Origin of the sequence: Pantoea sp. EKM21T (assembly GCF_011800405.1) — a bacterium.
Lineage (GTDB): Bacteria > Pseudomonadota > Gammaproteobacteria > Enterobacterales > Enterobacteriaceae > Pantoea > Pantoea agglomerans.
This window is the reverse complement of the sequence record NZ_JAALFV010000002.1, coordinates 188256-205885: the sequence shown is the minus strand read 5'-3', so window position 1 is coordinate 205885 and position 17630 is coordinate 188256. Positions and strand designations below refer to the sequence as shown.

14 protein-coding genes are annotated in these 17630 nt (G+C 56.9%); 10 read left to right on the top strand and 4 right to left on the bottom strand.

Translation table 11 applies throughout. The features are described from left to right. The first annotated feature begins 160 nt into the window (after positions 1-160). Complete coding sequence (gene katE / locus HFD87_RS04485; RefSeq protein ID WP_010245500.1) at positions 161-2425, top strand: catalase HPII; 2265 nt, start codon at positions 161-163, stop codon at positions 2423-2425. A 68-nt stretch (positions 2426-2493) separates the two neighbouring features. On the opposite strand, the gene HFD87_RS04480 is transcribed toward katE, so the two are convergent. Beyond that, positions 2494-4152 carry a methyl-accepting chemotaxis protein gene (locus HFD87_RS04480; protein WP_010670056.1) on the bottom strand — a complete coding sequence of 553 codons (1659 nt, stop codon included), beginning with the start codon at positions 4150-4152 and terminating at the stop codon, positions 2494-2496. Between the two features lie 222 nt (positions 4153-4374). Between HFD87_RS04480 and HFD87_RS04475 the strand changes: the two genes are divergently transcribed. Further along, positions 4375-5631, top strand: a complete 1257-nt coding sequence (locus tag HFD87_RS04475; protein WP_010670055.1) for a mechanosensitive ion channel family protein — start codon at positions 4375-4377, stop codon at positions 5629-5631. Positions 5632-5685: 54 nt separating this feature from the next. On the opposite strand, the gene HFD87_RS04470 is transcribed toward HFD87_RS04475, so the two are convergent. Further along, positions 5686-5982: a hypothetical protein gene (locus HFD87_RS04470; RefSeq protein ID WP_167422993.1), complete on the bottom strand. Its 297-nt coding sequence runs from the start codon at positions 5980-5982 to the stop codon at positions 5686-5688. A 425-nt stretch (positions 5983-6407) separates the two neighbouring features. On the opposite strand from HFD87_RS04470, the gene treZ reads away from it, so the two are divergent. From treZ to HFD87_RS04450, 4 genes are all read left to right on the top strand, one after another. Next, positions 6408-8192: a malto-oligosyltrehalose trehalohydrolase gene (treZ, locus tag HFD87_RS04465; RefSeq protein WP_010670053.1), complete on the top strand. Its 1785-nt coding sequence runs from the start codon at positions 6408-6410 to the stop codon at positions 8190-8192. After that, a complete protein-coding gene (treY, locus tag HFD87_RS04460) occupies positions 8189-10717 on the top strand; it encodes a malto-oligosyltrehalose synthase (RefSeq protein WP_167422992.1) in 2529 nt (842 codons plus the stop codon). The genes treZ and treY overlap by 4 nt, the downstream gene beginning before the upstream one ends. Before the next feature lie 59 nt (positions 10718-10776). Then, positions 10777-12852 carry a glycogen debranching protein GlgX gene (gene glgX / locus HFD87_RS04455; RefSeq protein ID WP_010245519.1) on the top strand — a complete coding sequence of 692 codons (2076 nt, stop codon included), beginning with the start codon at positions 10777-10779 and terminating at the stop codon, positions 12850-12852. A gap of 126 nt (positions 12853-12978) precedes the next feature. Then, positions 12979-13743, top strand: coding sequence for an SDR family NAD(P)-dependent oxidoreductase (locus tag HFD87_RS04450; RefSeq protein ID WP_010245522.1), 765 nt, complete (start codon positions 12979-12981; stop codon positions 13741-13743). Between the two features lie 114 nt (positions 13744-13857). Here HFD87_RS04450 and HFD87_RS04445 read toward each other — a convergent pair whose 3' ends face one another. Next, complete coding sequence (locus HFD87_RS04445) at positions 13858-14130, bottom strand: hypothetical protein (RefSeq protein WP_010245525.1); 273 nt, start codon at positions 14128-14130, stop codon at positions 13858-13860. A gap of 380 nt (positions 14131-14510) precedes the next feature. Here HFD87_RS04445 and HFD87_RS04440 point away from each other — a divergent pair, with 380 nt between their 5' ends. Genes HFD87_RS04440 through HFD87_RS04430 form a run of 3 tightly spaced genes read left to right on the top strand, consistent with a single transcriptional unit; the run spans position 14511 to position 16357 of the window. Further along, positions 14511-14669, top strand: a complete 159-nt coding sequence (locus HFD87_RS04440; RefSeq protein WP_022625733.1) for a hypothetical protein — start codon at positions 14511-14513, stop codon at positions 14667-14669. A gap of 3 nt (positions 14670-14672) precedes the next feature. Then, positions 14673-15212 carry a TetR/AcrR family transcriptional regulator gene (locus tag HFD87_RS04435; protein ID WP_010670050.1) on the top strand — a complete coding sequence of 180 codons (540 nt, stop codon included), beginning with the start codon at positions 14673-14675 and terminating at the stop codon, positions 15210-15212. Continuing rightward, on the top strand, positions 15209-16357 hold the full coding sequence (locus HFD87_RS04430; RefSeq protein ID WP_167422991.1) for a nitrate/nitrite transporter: 1149 nt from the start codon (positions 15209-15211) through the stop codon (positions 16355-16357). The genes HFD87_RS04435 and HFD87_RS04430 overlap by 4 nt, the downstream gene beginning before the upstream one ends. 151 nt (positions 16358-16508) lie before the next feature. On the opposite strand, the gene HFD87_RS04425 is transcribed toward HFD87_RS04430, so the two are convergent. After that, the gene (locus HFD87_RS04425; RefSeq protein WP_010670048.1) at positions 16509-16742 is read right to left on the bottom strand and encodes a hypothetical protein; all 234 of its coding nucleotides are present in this window, start codon (positions 16740-16742) and stop codon (positions 16509-16511) included. Between the two features lie 289 nt (positions 16743-17031). Between HFD87_RS04425 and HFD87_RS04420 the strand changes: the two genes are divergently transcribed. Then, positions 17032-17553, top strand: coding sequence for a GNAT family N-acetyltransferase (locus tag HFD87_RS04420; RefSeq protein ID WP_061901480.1), 522 nt, complete (start codon positions 17032-17034; stop codon positions 17551-17553). Positions 17554-17630: the final 77 nt, after the last annotated feature.

Sequence of the window (17630 nt, the reverse complement as noted above, 5' to 3'; positions counted from 1 at the left end):
TAAGCGAAGCGATAATCCGGATTGAGAGATAAGTGCGCATTTCTGGCGGACAAAAAAGGCACAGTCGTCACAGTTAAATGCCCGATTTAACCTCAGTATTGTTCAGGTTGTTCTATATTTAGTGTCGTCGAAAGTAAAATAACAGCTGGAGCATGAATTAATGTCGAAAGAAACAGAGAAGAAACCCCTGAGCGAGCGCGCCCCGACCACAGGTCCGGAATCCTCAGAGCCGGGTCTGGGTTCACTGGCACCAAAAGATGGTTCGCATCAGCCCCCAGCCGAACCGACTCCGCCAGGCAAGCAGCCCACCGCCCCAGGCAGTCTGAAAGCGCCTCAGACGCACAACGCCAAACTTGACCAGCTTGAAGCCAGCCGCAAAAACGGCACCGACCGCGCCCTCACCACCAACCAGGGCACACGCATTGCCAACGATCAAAACTCACTGCGTGCCGGTTCGCGCGGTCCGACGCTGCTGGAAGACTTTATTATGCGTGAGAAAATCACGCACTTTGACCATGAGCGTATCCCGGAACGTATCGTTCACGCCCGTGGCTCTGCCGCACACGGCTATTTTCAGCCTTACCGCTCCCTGAAAGATCTGACCAAAGCGCAGTTCCTCAGCGATCCCGAGCAGACCACGCCAGTTTTCGTGCGTTTCTCCACGGTTCAGGGCGGTGCCGGATCGGCTGATACCGTGCGTGACATTCGCGGTTTCGCCGCCAAGTTCTACACCGAAGAGGGTGTCTTTGACCTGGTGGGCAACAACACACCGGTGTTCTTTATTCAGGATGCGCATAAGTTCCCTGACTTTGTGCATGCCGTTAAGCCGGAACCGCATAACGAAATCCCGCAGGGTCAGAGCGCCCATGACACCTTCTGGGATTACGTCTCTCTGCAGCCGGAAACCATGCACAACGTTATCTGGGCGATGTCTGACCGGGGTATTCCGCGCAGCTATCGCACCATGGAAGGTTTTGGTATTCACACCTTCCGCCTGATTAACGCTGAAGGTAAAGCGACCTTTGTCCGTTTCCACTGGAAGCCGGTGGCCGGTAAAGCGTCGCTGCTATGGGACGAGTCACAGAAACTGACCGGTCGCGATCCCGATTTCCATCGCCGCGATCTGTGGGAAGCCATTGAAGCGGGTGATTTCCCGGAATATGAACTGGGCCTGCAGCTGATCCCGGAAGAGGATGAGTTCAAGTTTGACTTCGATATTCTGGATGCCACCAAGCTGATCCCGGAAGCGCTGGTGCCGGTTGAGATTGTCGGCAAGATGGTACTTAACCGTAATCCGGATAACTTCTTTGCTGAAACCGAGCAGGTGGCGTTCCACCCGGGTCATATCGTGCCGGGCCTCGATTTCTCCAACGATCCGCTGTTACAGGGTCGTCTGTTCTCCTATACCGATACGCAGATCAGTCGTCTGGGCGGACCGAACTTCCATGAGATCCCGATCAACCGTCCTACCTGCCCGTACCATAACTTCCAGCGCCAGGGCATGCATCGTCAGGATATCGACACCAATCCGGCGAACTACGAGCCGAACTCGATCAACGATAACTGGCCGCGTGAAACCCCACCTGCTGCAGAAGGCGGCGGCTTCGAGAGCTATCAGGAGCGGATTGAGGGCCATAAAGTGCGCGAGCGCAGCCCCTCATTTGGTGAGTACTATGCGCAGCCGCGCCTGTTCTGGCTGAGCCAGACTGAGGTCGAGCAGCAGCACATCATTGGCGCCTACTCGTTTGAACTGAGTAAAGTGGCGCGTGCTTATATCCGTGAGCGTGTGGTGGATCATCTGGCACGCATCGATACTAAACTGGCGCAGGGCGTGGCGGATAACCTGGGACTCGCTCTGACGGATGAGCAGCTCAACATTCAGCCGCCTGCGCCGGTGAATGGCCTGACCAAAGATGACAGCCTGAGCCTCTACGCCATTCCGGATGGCGAGATCAAAGGTCGCCAGGTCGCACTGCTGCTCAGCGATGGTGTGAAGGCGGCTGATGTGCTGGCGATTTTGCAGGCGCTGAAAGCGGTGGGTGTTCACGCCAAACTGCTGGCTCCGCATATGGGCCAGGTGCGCGCCGATGACGGTTCAGTGCTGCCGGTCGATGCGACGTTCGCCGGTCTGCCCTCTCTGACCTTTGATGCGGTGATGGTGCCGGATGGCAATATCGATGCCCTGCTGCTGAGCGGCGATGCCCGTTACTTCCTGCTGGAAGCCTACAAGCACCTCAAGGTGATTGGTCTGGTGGGCGAAGCGCGCCGCTTTAAAGCACAGTTTGGTCTGGAGGATGCGGATCAGGAAGAAGGTATTGTGCAGGGCGACTCGGCGGAGAGCGCGCTGATGTCTGAGTTCACTCAGGCGATGAAAGCGCACCGCGTCTGGTCGCGCAGCCAGAAGGCACAGTCCGTCCCGGCCTGATGTCAGCGGCATGATGCTGCATGCCGCGTCACAAAATAAAAAACCGCCCTTCGGGGCGGTTTTTTTTATCAGAAGGTCTGCCAGTTATCGTTGTCCGCCAGGCGGGCAGGCTGAAGTTTTGGCACGGCAAGGGCTTTCGCCACCGGCGCAGCAGAGAACGCCACCTGCAGAGTGCCGGTTTTGAATACCGATACCGTTTTACGCAGGTAGCTTGCCTGCTCTTCCAGTGAGGCGGCAGCAGTCGCGGACTCCTCCACCAGCGCGGCGTTCTGCTGCGTCACACCATCCATTTCCGAGACCGCTTTGCAGACCTGCTCAATGCCACGGGTCTGTTCAGTCGAGGAGGCCGCGATCTCTTCGATCAGCTGCGTGACACGACTCACCGACGTCACGATGCTCTCCATCGCGACGCCCGCCTGAGAAGCATGACCGGCACCGGTTTTAATCCGCTCGGCTGAGCGGTCGATCAGTCCCCGGATCTCCTGCGCGGCGCTGGCGCTGCGCCCGGCCAGCGAGCGCACTTCACCCGCTACCACTGCAAATCCACGACCCTGCTCACCGGCACGCGCGGCTTCAACGGCGGCGTTCAGCGCCAGAATATTGGTCTGGAAGGCAATACTGTCGATAATGGCGATGATACCGGCGATCTGATTCGAGCTTTCGCTGATCTGATCCATGTTGGCGATGACCCGGGCGACAGTCTCACCTCCCTGCATGGCCGTGGCTGAAGCCTCTTTCGCTACCGTGGTCGCCTGCTGCGCATTGTCTGCATTGAGTTTCACCGTTGAGGTGAGCTGCTCCATACTGGCTGCGGTCTGTTCCAGCGCGGCAGCCTGCTGTTCGGTACGGGAAGAGAGATCGGTGCTGCCCGCTGAGATTTCCGCTGCACCGGTAAAGATAGAGCGGGTGGCGTCATCGACCGAGGTAATGGTCACCACCAGCGCATCGCGCATCTGTTGCAGCTCCTGAATCAGCAGTCCCATCTCATTGCGGCCTTCATGCTGAATATCAGAGGTCAGATCACCGCCCGAAATGGCGCGCATATGGCCGGTCAGCCTGCCCAGTGGGCCAATCAGCAATTTCTGCAGCCCAATCCAGACCGCGACCCCAATCACGCCGGTGATCAGGCCAATAGTCAGCAGCGCCCAGAGCGCATCCGTCAGGCTACGCTGGTTATGCTCCGAGGACGCTTTCATCAGCTGGATGTTCACTGCACGCCAGGCCTCATAAGCACTGTCGAGCTGGTCCTGCGCCGCCTGCGCTTCAAGGTTGCCATAGCCCGCATAGTTGCCCTGCTTCAGAAAGGTAATGGAGGCCAGCATGGTGTCACGCATCTGCTGGTAGGCGGTCTGCACCTGCGTCGCCTGGGCTTCACCCTGGCCCTCTTTGCGCGGCAGCGCCTGCCAGGCTTTGAAGTCCGCATCGGCAGCAGCAGCAGACTTTCCAGCCTGCTCCAGCAGCGCAGCCATGGCTGCCAGTGATTTTGGATCCTGCTGATTTTTCAGGAAACGGATTGCCACGCGGTTGATGGTGACGCGGGTTTTAATCAGGGTTTTTACCGCGTCACTCAGATGCTGCTGCTGCAGCGTAAGCTGCTCTGCCGCCACGAAGTTTTTGTCGGCTTTTGAGACGCCGTTATAGAACAGAAATCCGGTCAGGGTCAGTAACGTCACAAAGACCACCAGAACAGCAGCGATACCGTGAGTGATTTTAAGATTTTTAAGCATGTCCGCAGGCTCATATCAGAGGAGATAAAGCTGTTATCGGCCAGCGCGGCGTTTATCTGAGTGTTGCACCAGAGAGGGTAACAATCCGCAGGATGGAGGGTGCTGCCAGCGCGCCGTTACGCAAAAAAAGCGGTGCGGCTCAGCCTGAACGCATTCGGCGCTTAACAACCGTCCCCGTGCTGTGGTTGAATTCGCCCCTTATCTTTTTTGCACGTGGTTATCATGCATTACATTCAGAGTCTGATGAGTTTTATTGAGGGAAACAGGGTACTGTCGATCAGCTTCAGCCTGTTGCTGCTGATTATGGCCGGGATGGTCACTCACCTGATCTGCAAATTTTTCATCGTCAAAGTGATCAGGAAGGTCTTTTTCAGCAGCCACAAAAAGGGCGTGCCGCTGGATAAAGATGTCCGCCTCTCTCAGAAGCTGTCAAATTTTGTGCCGGTGATTGTGGTCTACAATTTCCTGCAGTTTATGCCGGGCCTGCCTGAAAATCTGAAAGTGGCGATTCAGACCATCTGCGGCATCCTGTTTTTTGTCTATCTGTCGATCTTCTTCAACGAAGTGCTGGAGATTGTTAACAACTCCTATTCGCGCAAATCAAAACGCAAGAATCACTCGATCAAAGGCTATATCCAGATCGGAAAAATTCTGGTGCATATTATCGCCGCGATCATGATTCTGGCGATTATGTCCAACAAGTCACCGGCGATTATCATCTCCTCGCTGGGTGCGGTCGCCGCGGTGCTGATGCTGATCTTCCAGCATACGCTGTTGTCGCTGGTGGCGAATATTCAGCTCTCCTCTAACGATGTGCTGCAACTGGGCGACTGGATTGAGATGCCGGACAGAAATATCAGTGGTGAAGTGATCGATATTGCCCTGCATACCATCACCATCCGCAACTGGGACAACACCATTTCGCGCATCCCGACCAAGAACTTCCTGACCGAGACCTACACCAACTGGCAGGCGATGTTCTCCTCGGGCGCACGCCGCATCATGCGCAGCTTTTATCTTGATCAGAAGTCGATCACCTTTGTGAATCAGGAGATGCTGCAGGCGATGAGCCAGATCCGTCTCGCTGGCGAATCGATCACTGAGCTGCTGGATGGGCGTGATATCAATGCCGTGGGCGACCGCTGGTTTATGGAGAACGGCATCACCAATCTGATGGTGTTCCGTAAATACCTGACCGCCTGGCTGGCGCAGCGTGACGACATTCAGAAAGAGATGTATATCGTGGTGCGACCGCTGAAACCGTCGCCGGATGGATTGCCGGTAGAGATCTACTGCTTCACCTCCTCTATTTTCTGGGCCGATTATGAAAATACTCAGGCAGCGATTTTTGAGTATATCTACGCGATGGCCCGCCACTTTGAGCTGCAGATTTATCAGCATCCGGCAGGATCCGATTTTGCCCGTCTGGCTCAGCCGCGCCCCGACAGCCGGGATGCACAGCAGAGCAGCGGGCAGTAACCAGAATGCGCGGTGGCGATCTGCCGCCGCCGTGATTCACGTTTGCTCAGCGCATTAACTTTTACTCAGCGCATAGTTCAGCACTTTGTCATTTTTCATCTGCACGGTCAGCGTCTGCCCTTCGGTGGTATTCAGGGTGCGCGCCTCGCTGTAGGTCCACTTCAGCAACCGCTGCCCGTCCGGGTAAGGCGTTTCACTGTCAGGCTGACCGAACAGCGCGATCAGCTGGGCTTTGGTGGTCTGACCGGCATGAATTTGCTGCAGATTAGCGCTGTCCAGCCTGTGTCCGACCCGGTTAGAACAGGCGGAGACCAGCAACAACAACGCGGCTAACAGAACTCTTTTCCTCACGTAACATCCTTCTGAAGTGTTCAGCGCCGCAGGTCATCCGGAGCGACCTGCGCCATCGCGCATAAGCTTATAGCGAATCGGCGCCATCCGGCAGGCTTTTCTGCGCCTGGCTCCTGCTTTCGCCCCGCCGGATGCAGATTCACAGCAATTAACGCAAATTAATGCCTCTCCACCCCCTGCCGCCCTGCGATTGCAACATCTTAGTCTATGATTACTCACTGTATGCCGCGTGGAAGCGGTCTCACGGCCCGTTTTCCGCCACACCACGCTGAATACCAGTCCGGCTTTCTGACTGAAGAGACGCGCCAGCCCACCTGGCCTCCTGGTCTCGCTGATAGCTTTAAGATTTTTGACGCTTGCGTCATCGACATCCTTTTCGTGCGGTGGCCACCATCGCGCATTTCCAGGCTAAATGAGGCAACTGAATGGAATCCAAATCTTTTTTTAAAAGTTGGGGCGCTGAACGGGTTGCCAGCGACGAGGTGCGTTTCCGCCTCTGGGCAACCGGTCAGCAACGCGTGACGCTGCGGCTCTCCGGTAAAGACATTGAGATGACGCCGCAGGCTGACGGCTGGTTTGAAACTCAGGTCGCTGGTGTGGCAGCCAATGCCGAATATGATTATGTGCTGGCCGATGGTACAGCGGTGCCCGATCCCGCCGCCCGCGCTCAGAAAGCAGAGGTCAATGGCCCGTCGCTGGTGATCGATCCTGACGCTTATCAGTGGCAGAACACGAGCTGGAAGGGTCGTCCATGGCAGGAGTCGGTGGTCTATGAACTGCACATCGGCACCTTTACGCCTGAGGGCACCTTCCGGGCGGCGATTGAGAAGCTGCCAACGCTGGCTGAAACCGGCATTACCATGATTGAAGTGCTGCCGGTGTCGCAGTTCGGCGGGAATCGCGGCTGGGGCTACGATGGCGTGCTGCTCTATGCACCGCATGCTGCCTACGGCACACCCGATGATTTTAAAGCCTTTATTGACGCAGCACACGGCCACGGTCTGTCGGTAGTGCTGGATATCGTGCTGAACCACTTCGGCCCGGAGGGCAACTATCTGCCGCTGCTCTCACCAGACTTCTTCCACAAAGAGCGCCAGACGCCGTGGGGCGCCGGTATCGCCTATGACGTTGATGCGGTGCGCCGCTATATCGTGGAAGCGCCGCTCTACTGGCTGCAGGAGTTTAATCTGGATGGCCTGCGCTTTGACGCCATCGATCAGATTGACGATCCCAGCGACAAGCATGTGCTGATTGACATTGCTGAGCGCATCCGCGCCTCGATTACCGATCGCCCTATTCATCTGACCACCGAAGATTGCCGTAACGTCACCTTCCTGCATCCGCGTGACGAAAACGGGGACGCTCCGCTGTTTACCGGCGAATGGAACGATGACTTCCACAACGCCGTGCATGTGCTGGCAACCGGTGAAAGCCACGCCTATTACCAGGATTTCGCCGACCAGCCGGAACAGCGGGTAGCGCGGGCGCTGGCAGAAGGCTTTGTCTATCAGGGCGAAGTCTCGCCGCAGTCGGGCGAGCCACGCGGCGTGAAAAGCAGCAGCCAGCCGCCGGTCGCCTTTGTCGACTTCATCCAGAACCATGACCAGACGGGCAACCGTGCGCAGGGCGAAAGGCTCATCAGCCTGGCCGGCGCAGAGCGCACCCAGGTGCTGCTGGCGATGTTACTGGTCTCGCCTCATATTCCGCTGCTGTTTATGGGTGAAGAGTATGGCGAAACCCGGCCGTTCCTGTTCTTCACCGATTTCCACGGCGATCTGGCCAAAGCGGTGCGTGAAGGTCGCGCCAGAGAGTTTGAAGGCCATGCCGGTCACGGCGAAACTGTGCCGGATCCCAACGATGTCACCACCTTTGAACAGTCGAAGCTTAACTGGCAGCGAACAGAAACGCCGGAAGGTCAGCAGTGGCTGGCGCTGACGCGTCAGCTGCTGGCCCTGCGTCAGCAACATATCGTGCCGCTGTTGCAGACCGCCGGTGGCGATGCCGGTCAGGTGGTGAAAACGGCGGAAGGTTTCCTCGCGGTGCGCTGGGACTTCCCGCAGGGCACGCTGTCACTGGCGCTGAACGTCGGCAACAGCACACAGCCGATCCCCGATCTGCCAGGCGAAACGCTGTTTGCCTGGCCGCAGGCCGCCAGCGAACTGATTCCCAACGCTATCGTGGTACGTCTGGCTAAGAGAGAAGCAGAATGAATATTCCAACCGCAACGTACCGCATCCAGTTCCGCAACGGCATGACGTTTGACCGTGCGGCGGCGCTGGTGCCCTACCTGAAACAGCTGGGTATCAGCCATCTTTACGCGTCACCGATCTTCAGCGCTACTGCTGAATCGACCCACGGCTATGACGTGACCGACGTTAACCAGATCGAGCCGGCGATTGGCGGCCGTGAAGGATTCGATCGCATGGCTGCCGCGCTGAAAGCGGCCGGGCTGGGGCTGATCCTCGACATCGTGCCCAACCACATGGCCGCCTCGCTGGAGAACCCGTGGTGGCGCGACGTCATTGAGCATGGCGAACAGAGCCGCTATGCGCATTACTTCGATATCGACTGGTCACGCCGCCTGACGCTGCCGTTCCTCGATGACACCTTTGAGGCGGTGCTGGCCAACGGCGAGATCAGCGTGAAGCGCGATCCGCAGACCGGCAAACCGGCGCTGGCCTACTTCGACAATTTCTATCCGCTGGCACCTGATACCTGGCAGGATCGGGAAGAAGCGGTACTCGCCCTGCGCGACGCGGCGGAGATTGCTGAACTGCATGACCAGCAGCCGTGGCGGCTGATGTCGTGGCGCGATGCGCCCAACGATCTCTCCTACCGTCGCTTCTTTGAAGTCACCGGTCTGGTAGGCGTGCGCGTGGAAGACAAAACGGTCTTCGATGCCGCGCATCAGCTGATCCTGGAACTGGTTCACAGCGGTGCGGTGCAGGGCTTACGCGTCGACCACGTGGATGGCCTGGCCGATCCGCACGGCTATCTGGAACAGTTACGCCAGGCGGCCGGTCCCGACTGCTATCTCACTGTGGAGAAAATCCTGGGTGACAATGAACAGCTGCCTGATGCATGGCCAGTTTCCGGCACCACCGGATATGAATTTATGGCCGCACTCGCCAATCTGCTGGTCGACAGCGATCAGCTGAGCGGACTGCGCAAAGCGTATCAGGCCGTCATCGGTAAAACCGTTGATATGAAAGCGGAGCTGCGCGCCGCCAAACTGCTGATGGCAAACCGCAATTTTGCCGGTGAATTTAACCGATTACTGCAGCTGGCACTGAAGATTGCCGACGCAGAAGGCACGCCACAGCCGGAAGCGGAACTGAAGAATGCGCTGCGTGAACTGCTGGTGGCGTTCCCGGTCTATCGCACCTACGGTACGCCGCAGGGCCTGACCCCAGCCGACACCGCGCTGTTGCAACAGGTGGTCAGCGAGGTGAAAGCCAGTGCCCATGCGCCCGACAGTCAGGCGCTTGATTTCCTGACCCATATTCTGCGCGCAGAGGTTGCCGACTCCGCTCGCGACGATGCCACGCAATTCCGCACCCGCTTCCAGCAGCTGACCGGACCGCTGATGGCGAAATCGGTGGAAGATACCCTCTTCTTCCGTCAGCACATGGCGCTGGCACTGAATGAAGTCGGCGCTGAACCGCTGGCGCGCCACTTCTCGCTGGATCAGTTTCACGCTGAAATGCAGGCGCGGCGCGAACATCAGCCCGATGCGCTGTCGGGCACCTCTACGCACGACACCAAGCGCGGTGAAGATGCGCGTGCGCGACTCTATACCCTTACCGAAGCGCCGCAACGCTGGGCGGAATGCGTCAACCGCTGGCGGGAGATGAACCACGATCAGGTCGTACGCCTGAAAGATGGTCCGGCACCTGAACCGGCCGTGGAGTGGATGCTGTATGAAGCGCTGGCGGGCGTCTGGCCAACCACCCTGCAGCCGCAGGATGCGGAAGGTCTGGCGGCGCTGGAAGCCCGCTTTGTGGTCTATGTGGAAAAAGCGCTGCGTGAAGCCAAGCTGCGTACCGACTGGGCCGACAACAACGACGCCTATGAGGAGGCAGTGCTGGGCTATGCCCGTCACCTGCTTGCGCCCGCCAACAGCACCTTCCTCAGTGACTTCTGCCAGTCGCTGCAACCCTTTCTGCGTGCCGGTCTGGTCAACAGTCTGACCCAGACTGTGGTGAAGCTTACGGCGCCTGGCGTACCCGATATTTATCAGGGCAGCGAGGCCCTGGACTTCAGCCTGGTCGATCCGGATAACCGCCGCGAACCCGATTTCGACGCGCTGGCGGCGATGCTTAACGCGCCACAGCACGACGGCAGCGAGGCGCACTGGCTGCGTGGTCAGGTCAATCAGCAGGCGATTGTGAAGTTGCTGAGGCTGCGTCAGCAGCAGCCTGACCTGTTCCGCCACGGTGACTATCTGGCACTGTCGGCAGAGGGCGAGCAGCAGAATAATGTGCTGGCCTTTGCCCGCACCGGACAGGATCAGGCGGTGATAGTGGTTGTGTCACGCCGGGTCTTTAACCAGCTGCCGGCGAATCTCGACCAGCCGCCCGCTGCGCGCTGGGCTGACACGGTCATTGCGCTGCCCACCGCACTGGGCCAGCGCCGCTACCAGGATGTGCTGACCGGTAAAACGGTGGCTGCGGGCGACCAGTTGCCGCTTACCGGGCTGGCATCGCAGTGGTGTGCCGTGCTGGTGGCACAGTGAATTCCGGAAAGAACTTTTTTTATTACGCGTCAATCTGTTCATTGAATAACGAGGCATAAATGTCAAACAGTCAGCGTTTTGAAATTACGGCGGGATACAGCCATTTACTGGGGGCCAACTTTGATGGTCAGGGCGTGAACTTCGCCCTGTTCAGCGCCCACGCCGAGCGGGTTGAACTCTGTCTGTACGATCCCAGCGGTAAAACGGAAATTGCCCGTCTGGAGCTGCCGGAATATACCCATGAAGTATGGCACGGCTATATTCCGGGCCTGCAGCCCGGTGCGCTCTATGGCTATCGCGTTTATGGCCCCTATGACCCGGAAAATGGTCATCGCTTTAACCCGAACAAGCTGCTGCTCGATCCCTACGCCCGTGAACTGGCGGGAGACATCGCCTGGAACGAGGCGCACTTCGCTTACGATCTCTATCATGACGATAAAGATCTGACCTTCGACAGCCGCGACAGCGCGCCGTTTACGCCAAAGTGCCGGGTGATCGATCCCAACGAATTCGACTGGCAGGATAAAAACCGCCCGAATGTGCCGTGGCCGAAAACCGTCATCTATGAAACCCATGTTAAGGGCTTCACGCAGCTCAACACCGCCCTGCCACCTGAAATGCGCGGCACCTTTGACGGCATGAGCCACAAATCGACCGTCGACTACATCAAAAGCCTGGGCATTACCTCGGTCGAACTGCTGCCGGTACACTGGTTCCCGGATGACCAGCACCTGCTGGATAAAGGGCTGAAAAATTTCTGGGGATATAACACGCTGAACTTCTTTGCCCCCGCCACCCGCTACTTCGGGCCGCGCGGTATTCAGGGCTTCCGTGACATGGTGCGAGCCTTCCATGATGCCGGTATTGAGGTGATCCTTGACGTGGTCTACAACCACACCGCCGAGGGGAATGAGCTGGGGCCAACGCTGTCGTTTAAAGGCATCGATAACTTCTCCTATTACCGTACGTTGCCAGACCAGCATCGCTATTACATCAACGACACCGGTACCGGTAACACCGTCAACACCTCGCATCCGCGTGTACTGCAGATGGTGCTCGATTCGCTGCGTTACTGGTCAGAATCAATGCATATCGACGGCTTCCGTTTCGATCTGGGTACCATTCTCGGTCGCGAGCCTGATGGTTTTGACCCGCGCGGCGGCTTCTTCGATGCCATCATGCAGGACCCGGTCCTGTCGCAGAAAAAGCTGATTGGTGAACCCTGGGATATCGGTCCGGGCGGCTATCAGGTGGGCAGCTTCCCGCCAGGCTGGGCAGAATGGAACGATCAGTATCGCGATACGGTGCGTGACTACTGGAAAGGCAACAACGTCTCCACAGACTTTGCTGCCCGCCTGCTGGGTTCCGGCGATCTCTACGATCAGCACGGTCGTCGTCCATGGGCCAGCGTCAACTTTATCACCGCGCACGATGGCTTCACCCTCAACGATCTGGTGTCGTACAACGACAAACATAACGCGGAGAATGGCGAAGACAACAACGACGGCCACAACGACAACCGCTCCTACAACTACGGAGTTGAAGGCCCGACCGATGATGAAGGCATCAACGCGGTGCGCGAGCGTCAGAAGCGCAACTTCCTCGCCACGCTGATCTTCTCACACGGTACGCCAATGCTGCTGGCGGGCGACGAGTTTGGCCGCAGCCAGATGGGCAACAACAATGGCTACTGCCAGGACAGCGAAATCTCCTGGGTACACTGGGATAACCTGCCGGAATCTGCCGAGGCGCTGCGCGAGTTCACCCGCCAGATCCTGACGTTACGTGCTCAGCAGCCGTTACTGCGCCGTGAAAACTGGCGTGATGGCATGGATATCAAATGGTTTAACGCCGGTGGCGGCTTCCAGCAGGCTGAGCAGTGGGACGAAGGCTCAACGCTGGGGGTTTATATCGGCCGACCGGACCTCCAGACCGAGGAAGGCATCTGGCACGACGTCCTGATGCTGTTCAATCCGTTTGAAGGCAATGTACCGTTCCAGATCCCGCAGTTTGGTGAAGGCGGCTGGGTGCTGGAACTGACCACCAGCGACACCGCGAAGCGCGGTCTGGTGATCACCAAAGAGAAGGATTTCGAACTGGAAGGACGCAGCTTCGCCCTGTTCAGACGTCCATAGCCGCTCACCCGGTTAAAAAGCAGTCATCTGGCGCAGCGCATTTCGCGCTGCGCTTGTGTTTCTGGCGATTGCTGCCAGGCTTAACCGGTTGTTAACAGTGAGAATTGATGCTGAAAAGGAGGCATAATGTCCAGATTTACGCAGAAAGTTGTGGTTGTGACAGGTGCCGGATCCGGCATTGGCGAAGCCAGCGCAAAACGCTTCGCTGAAGAGGGTGCATCAGTGGTGCTGGTGGGCCGTACCGCGCAGAAACTGGAAGAGACGCTGGCCGACATGACGCCCGGCGATCACCTGGTGGCTGCCTGCGACGTCTCAGAAGCCGCACAGGTTAAACAGCTGTCAGAAACCGTCCTGAAGAAGTATGGCCGTGTTGACGTGCTGGTAAATAACGCCGGCGTCATCGTGCAGGGCCGCATCCATGAGGTCGATCTCGACGCATGGAAAACCCTGATGAAAACTGACCTTGATGGAGTTTTCCACGGCGTACACTATTTCATGCCTGCCCTGTTAAAGAGCAAAGGCAACGTGGTTAACATCTCTTCCGTTTCCGGCTTAGGCGGCGACTGGGGCATGAGCATCTACAACGCGGCTAAAGGGGCGATTACCAACTTCACCCGTGCGCTGGCGATGGACTACGGCGCAGATGGCGTACGGGTCAATGCAATCTGTCCCGGCTTTACCTTTACCGATCTGACCGAAGATGCCAAACAGGATCAGGCGCTGCTGGAGCGCTTTTACGACCGTATTCCACTGCGCCGGGCCGGTGAAGCGGATGATATCGCCCGTGCCATTCTCTTTATTGCCAGCGATGAAGCCAGTTATATTACCGGCGTTAATCTGCCGGTTGATGGCGGAATTACCGCTTCAAATGGCCAGCCTAAACAGGCTTAAATAAAGAACAGGGCAGCGTCTTTACGCTGCCTTTTTTTATTCTAACCGGCCCGCAGCATTAATTCCCTTTATTATGCTTCTGCCACAGCAGAACAATAACTCCCTGCATACAAATTAATGTTTTGGCGTATGGCGGGTTGGCGTTGCCGCGCGTGCAGGTTTAATTGCCGTGCTGCTGGTCGGGCAAATAAAAGTGCTCAGGCAGGCATTACAGAGTATGGCATTAGCGTGATGAACTTTCGCCACGGCCAGCGCCTGCTGGCGGGTATAAAGCGAACCAATAAAAACGCGTTTATCGTTCTTTGACAGATTAACGCAACCTTCTTTGTGTAAAATCCATCCACCCATGGGACGCGGGCACAGATAATAGTAGCTGGCTTTGAGCATGGTAGTCATCCTGATAGTTGCTGTATGTATCTTAAAAAACGAACCAAAATTCGTAAGAGGTTTTTTTTGTAATCTGAAGCTTTATTAAACTAACTGAGAATTATCCCTAAAACCACTTTATTGCGTGAGTCTGGCTGACTTTGAGAATATGCCCTTTTTCATTGCTTATGTCGCTTCAGGCATTCCACGCGCTGTAACGCCCTCACCCTCACTGTCGCCCCGCTTACATTTATACTGCTAATGCATCATTAAAAAAGAAAAAATCAAAACAATACCTTAAAAACAATACCTTATAAAATCAACCTGCGCGCCAGGGGTGACGCGCTACTCAGATATGATTAGAGCAGAAGCTGAAAAATATCATCCCCGCAGGGGTATTTATGAGTATTGATAAACTGAACCTGAATAAGAGTGAAAGTGGTGCACAGCGTGCCTTTAAGCGGAACGCCAGCTCCCCTGGCATCAGGGATTTATCAATACCAGCGGGCGTAATTAACAGCGACCGGCTTGAAAAAGTAAAACGATCGGTTTACTTTTAAAGCATGAAAAAGAGAAACGATATCATCCAGGCCGCCGAGCGGCTCTTCTACACCCACGGTTTCCACGCCACCAGCACCGACAATATCTGTCGCGAAGCGGGCGTCTCTACCCGCACGCTCTATCATCACTTCGCCTCACGCGAAGCGCTGACCGCAGCGGTACTCGACGCGCGCGAGCAGCGCTTTATGGCCGATCTGCTGCCACCGCAACAGCCTGATGCGATAGCGCATCTGTTCAGGGTGCTGGGCGAGTGGACGGCAGCGAACGGTGCCCGTGGCTGCTTCTTTCTTAAAGCCTGGGGAGAGTATGCCGAGCGGGACAGTGAACTGGCCGCTCAGGCGCTAGCCTTCCGGGCCACGATGCGGGCTTATATCACCCTTTGTGTGACGCATCTGCGCGGTGCTGAAAATAAGTCGCTGAGTGATGCTATCTGGATACTCTTTGAGGGTGCCATTACCACGGCGCTGATTACCGGTCCCGCCGCTGCTCAACAGGCGGCGCAGGTCGTCAGTCAGTTACTTCAGAACAGGGCGACAGGATGAGATCGCCCATCGCGCTGGCGCTGACCGGCTTCAGCCTGATCGCCGTGACCTATGGCATGGCACGCTTCTCATGGGGATTGATGCTGCCCGCTATCTCAGCGGAGATCCCCTTCAGCCCGCAGCAGGCGGGTATGCTGTCAGCCTGCAGCTTTGTGGCATATTGCCTCACTATTCTTACCGCAGCCGCGCTGGCAGATCGCTATGGCACCCGGCTGACGGCGCTGCTGGCCTCACTCAGTGCGACGGCGGGTCTGCTGCTGCTCGCCTGTGCCTCATCAACGCTGCTGCTGGCGGCCGGACTCTTTATTGCCGGATTGAGTGCCGGTCTGGCTTCACCTGCTCTGGCGGCGGCGGTCAGCGATCGAATTCCTGCTGCAGGTCAGCCGCGCATCAATACCCTGATCAATGCCGGCACTAGCGCGGGCATTATCCTGACGGTGGTCATCCTGAGCGTTCTGCCCGGCGGCTGGCGTGCCACCTGTCTGCTGTTCGCTCTGCTGTCGCTGGCCTGTGTGCTGCCGGTGATGCGCGTGTTATCGGGTCACGCCGCCAGTCGTCCCACCAGAGTGCGTCACTGGCACCAGCGGCTGTATCGCCGCTCCATGCATCGGCTGATGAGTATTGCGTTGATTTCGGGTCTGGTCAGTGCAGCCTGGTGGAGCTTTGGGTCAGCGCTGCTGCGACAGCATGTCGGTGTGGATGAAGAGACCGCCCGCTTACTCTGGCTGATTGCCGGAGGAGCAGGCATCGTGGGTGCGGCAACCGGCCCGGTCGCTGCCCGTATCGGGCTGAAGGGTGTATACCGGCTCTCACTGTGCGGGATGGCAGTGCCACTGCTGGTGCTGGCCTGGAGTCGGGGCGAATCCACCGGTTTAGCGATCGCGGTTGCCTGCTGTGGCGCAGGTTACGTCACGCTATCGGGCGTGCTGCTGGTGTGGGGCGCACGCGCCACTGCTGAAGATCCGGCGACCGGCGTCGGCATCCTGTTTTTTATGCTGGCGGTGGGCCAGGTAGCGGGATCGCTGCTGTTTGGTCAGCTCTACGCCTCTTTGGGTGCCAGTACGGCATTGACGCTGTTTGCGGTCAGCGCCCTGCTGCTGCTGTTTATTGCACCCGCGCAGAACAGCAGCGAGTCGGCTAAATAAGCAGGCGTAAACGAATGGGTTGGCAGAAAACAGGGAAGTTAGAAATAGCGTCGATGCTATTTACCAGACAGTGCCAATATTATCGCCCGGAGAATGAGGAAATATTACGCAGGTGTTATGGCTGAAGCGATAAACTCATCGCGGCGTCCGTTCAGATCGCGCGGATATTTTTAATGCGTGGATTTATTTTCTGCTGAAGCAAATCTTCTTCGGGACCCAGATAATAAGGCACAGCACACTGCTTACCATCTTTGGTAAAAATAATCTGGTTATCATGCAGGAATAACGCAGTAAAATGGCCCAGTACCACACCATTTAATTCAAAGCAGTGATTTCTTGCTGCACGCAGCCCCTGCTTACTATTCAGAAAATCAACAAATCGCATCACGCTGCGCCTCCAGTTAATAAATCAACCCCATCAGAATCGCGAAGATAATAGCCTTAACGCCGGCCCGGATCATCCGGCTGACGCTGTTTTCAGAATAGGCTTAATTACCATTCAGTAGTGGCACTAAACCGACGTGATTTTTTATCTGCTTCCTGCCAGGAATAATCCTGGCGAACGACGCACTCATAAAATTTCATGAGCGCGTAATATTTATATTGCGCCCTCACATCGCCCGCTATACCGTTGTTTTTCCACCAGGTGCAGACTTTCGGGGCAAAACCGCATAATGGAAATTTTTGAGGCAGATGAACGCCACATCACGGCGATTCAGCAGATCTACGCCTGGCATGTCCTTAACGGCACCGGCTCATTTGAGACAGTGCCGCCCGACGCGGCAGAGATTGGCGAGCGGATGCGGAAGATTCAGCAGGCGGGCCTGCCGTGGTTTATCGCTGTCAGCGACGGAGAAGTACGTGGGTTCTGCTATCTGACGCCTTATCGCCCGCGCCATGCCTACCGGCATACGCTGGAGGACTCAATTTATATCGATCCCGGATTTCAGAAGCGCGGAGTCGGTTCGCGCCTGTTAAACCATGTAATCCGCTGGGCTGAGCAGGCAGGGTTCCGCCAGTTGATCGCCAACGTCGGCGACAGCGAGAACCAGGGCTCGATTGCCGTACATCGCGCCGCAGGCTTTGAGATGACAGGTATCCTGCGCTCGGTAGGTTTTAAACAGGGTCGCTGGCTGGATACCGTTTTTATGCAGCGCTCTCTGGGAACGGGCAATACCACGCTGCCGGTTGATTAAAACAGAGTCAGAGTGAGAAAGACGTACTGGCCCTCGTTTTCCCCGGAAGAAGCTTCTGGTAAGGTGCCATAACAAAA

Excerpts from the sequence above, each read along its gene's own strand:
- katE (WP_010245500.1), top strand. The coding sequence starts at position 161 with ATGTCGAAAGAAACAGAGAAGAAACCCCTGAGCGAGCGCGCCCCGACC.
- HFD87_RS04480 (WP_010670056.1), bottom strand. The coding sequence starts at position 4,152 with ATGCTTAAAAATCTTAAAATCACTCACGGTATCGCTGCTGTTCTGGTG.
- HFD87_RS04475 (WP_010670055.1), top strand. The coding sequence starts at position 4,375 with ATGCATTACATTCAGAGTCTGATGAGTTTTATTGAGGGAAACAGGGTA.
- treZ (WP_010670053.1), top strand. The coding sequence starts at position 6,408 with ATGGAATCCAAATCTTTTTTTAAAAGTTGGGGCGCTGAACGGGTTGCC.
- treY (WP_167422992.1), top strand. The coding sequence starts at position 8,189 with ATGAATATTCCAACCGCAACGTACCGCATCCAGTTCCGCAACGGCATG.
- glgX (WP_010245519.1), top strand. The coding sequence starts at position 10,777 with ATGTCAAACAGTCAGCGTTTTGAAATTACGGCGGGATACAGCCATTTA.
- HFD87_RS04450 (WP_010245522.1), top strand. The coding sequence starts at position 12,979 with ATGTCCAGATTTACGCAGAAAGTTGTGGTTGTGACAGGTGCCGGATCC.
- HFD87_RS04445 (WP_010245525.1), bottom strand. The coding sequence starts at position 14,130 with ATGCTCAAAGCCAGCTACTATTATCTGTGCCCGCGTCCCATGGGTGGA.
- HFD87_RS04440 (WP_022625733.1), top strand. The coding sequence starts at position 14,511 with ATGAGTATTGATAAACTGAACCTGAATAAGAGTGAAAGTGGTGCACAG.
- HFD87_RS04435 (WP_010670050.1), top strand. The coding sequence starts at position 14,673 with ATGAAAAAGAGAAACGATATCATCCAGGCCGCCGAGCGGCTCTTCTAC.
- HFD87_RS04430 (WP_167422991.1), top strand. The coding sequence starts at position 15,209 with ATGAGATCGCCCATCGCGCTGGCGCTGACCGGCTTCAGCCTGATCGCC.
- HFD87_RS04425 (WP_010670048.1), bottom strand. The coding sequence starts at position 16,742 with ATGCGATTTGTTGATTTTCTGAATAGTAAGCAGGGGCTGCGTGCAGCA.
- HFD87_RS04420 (WP_061901480.1), top strand. The coding sequence starts at position 17,032 with ATGGAAATTTTTGAGGCAGATGAACGCCACATCACGGCGATTCAGCAG.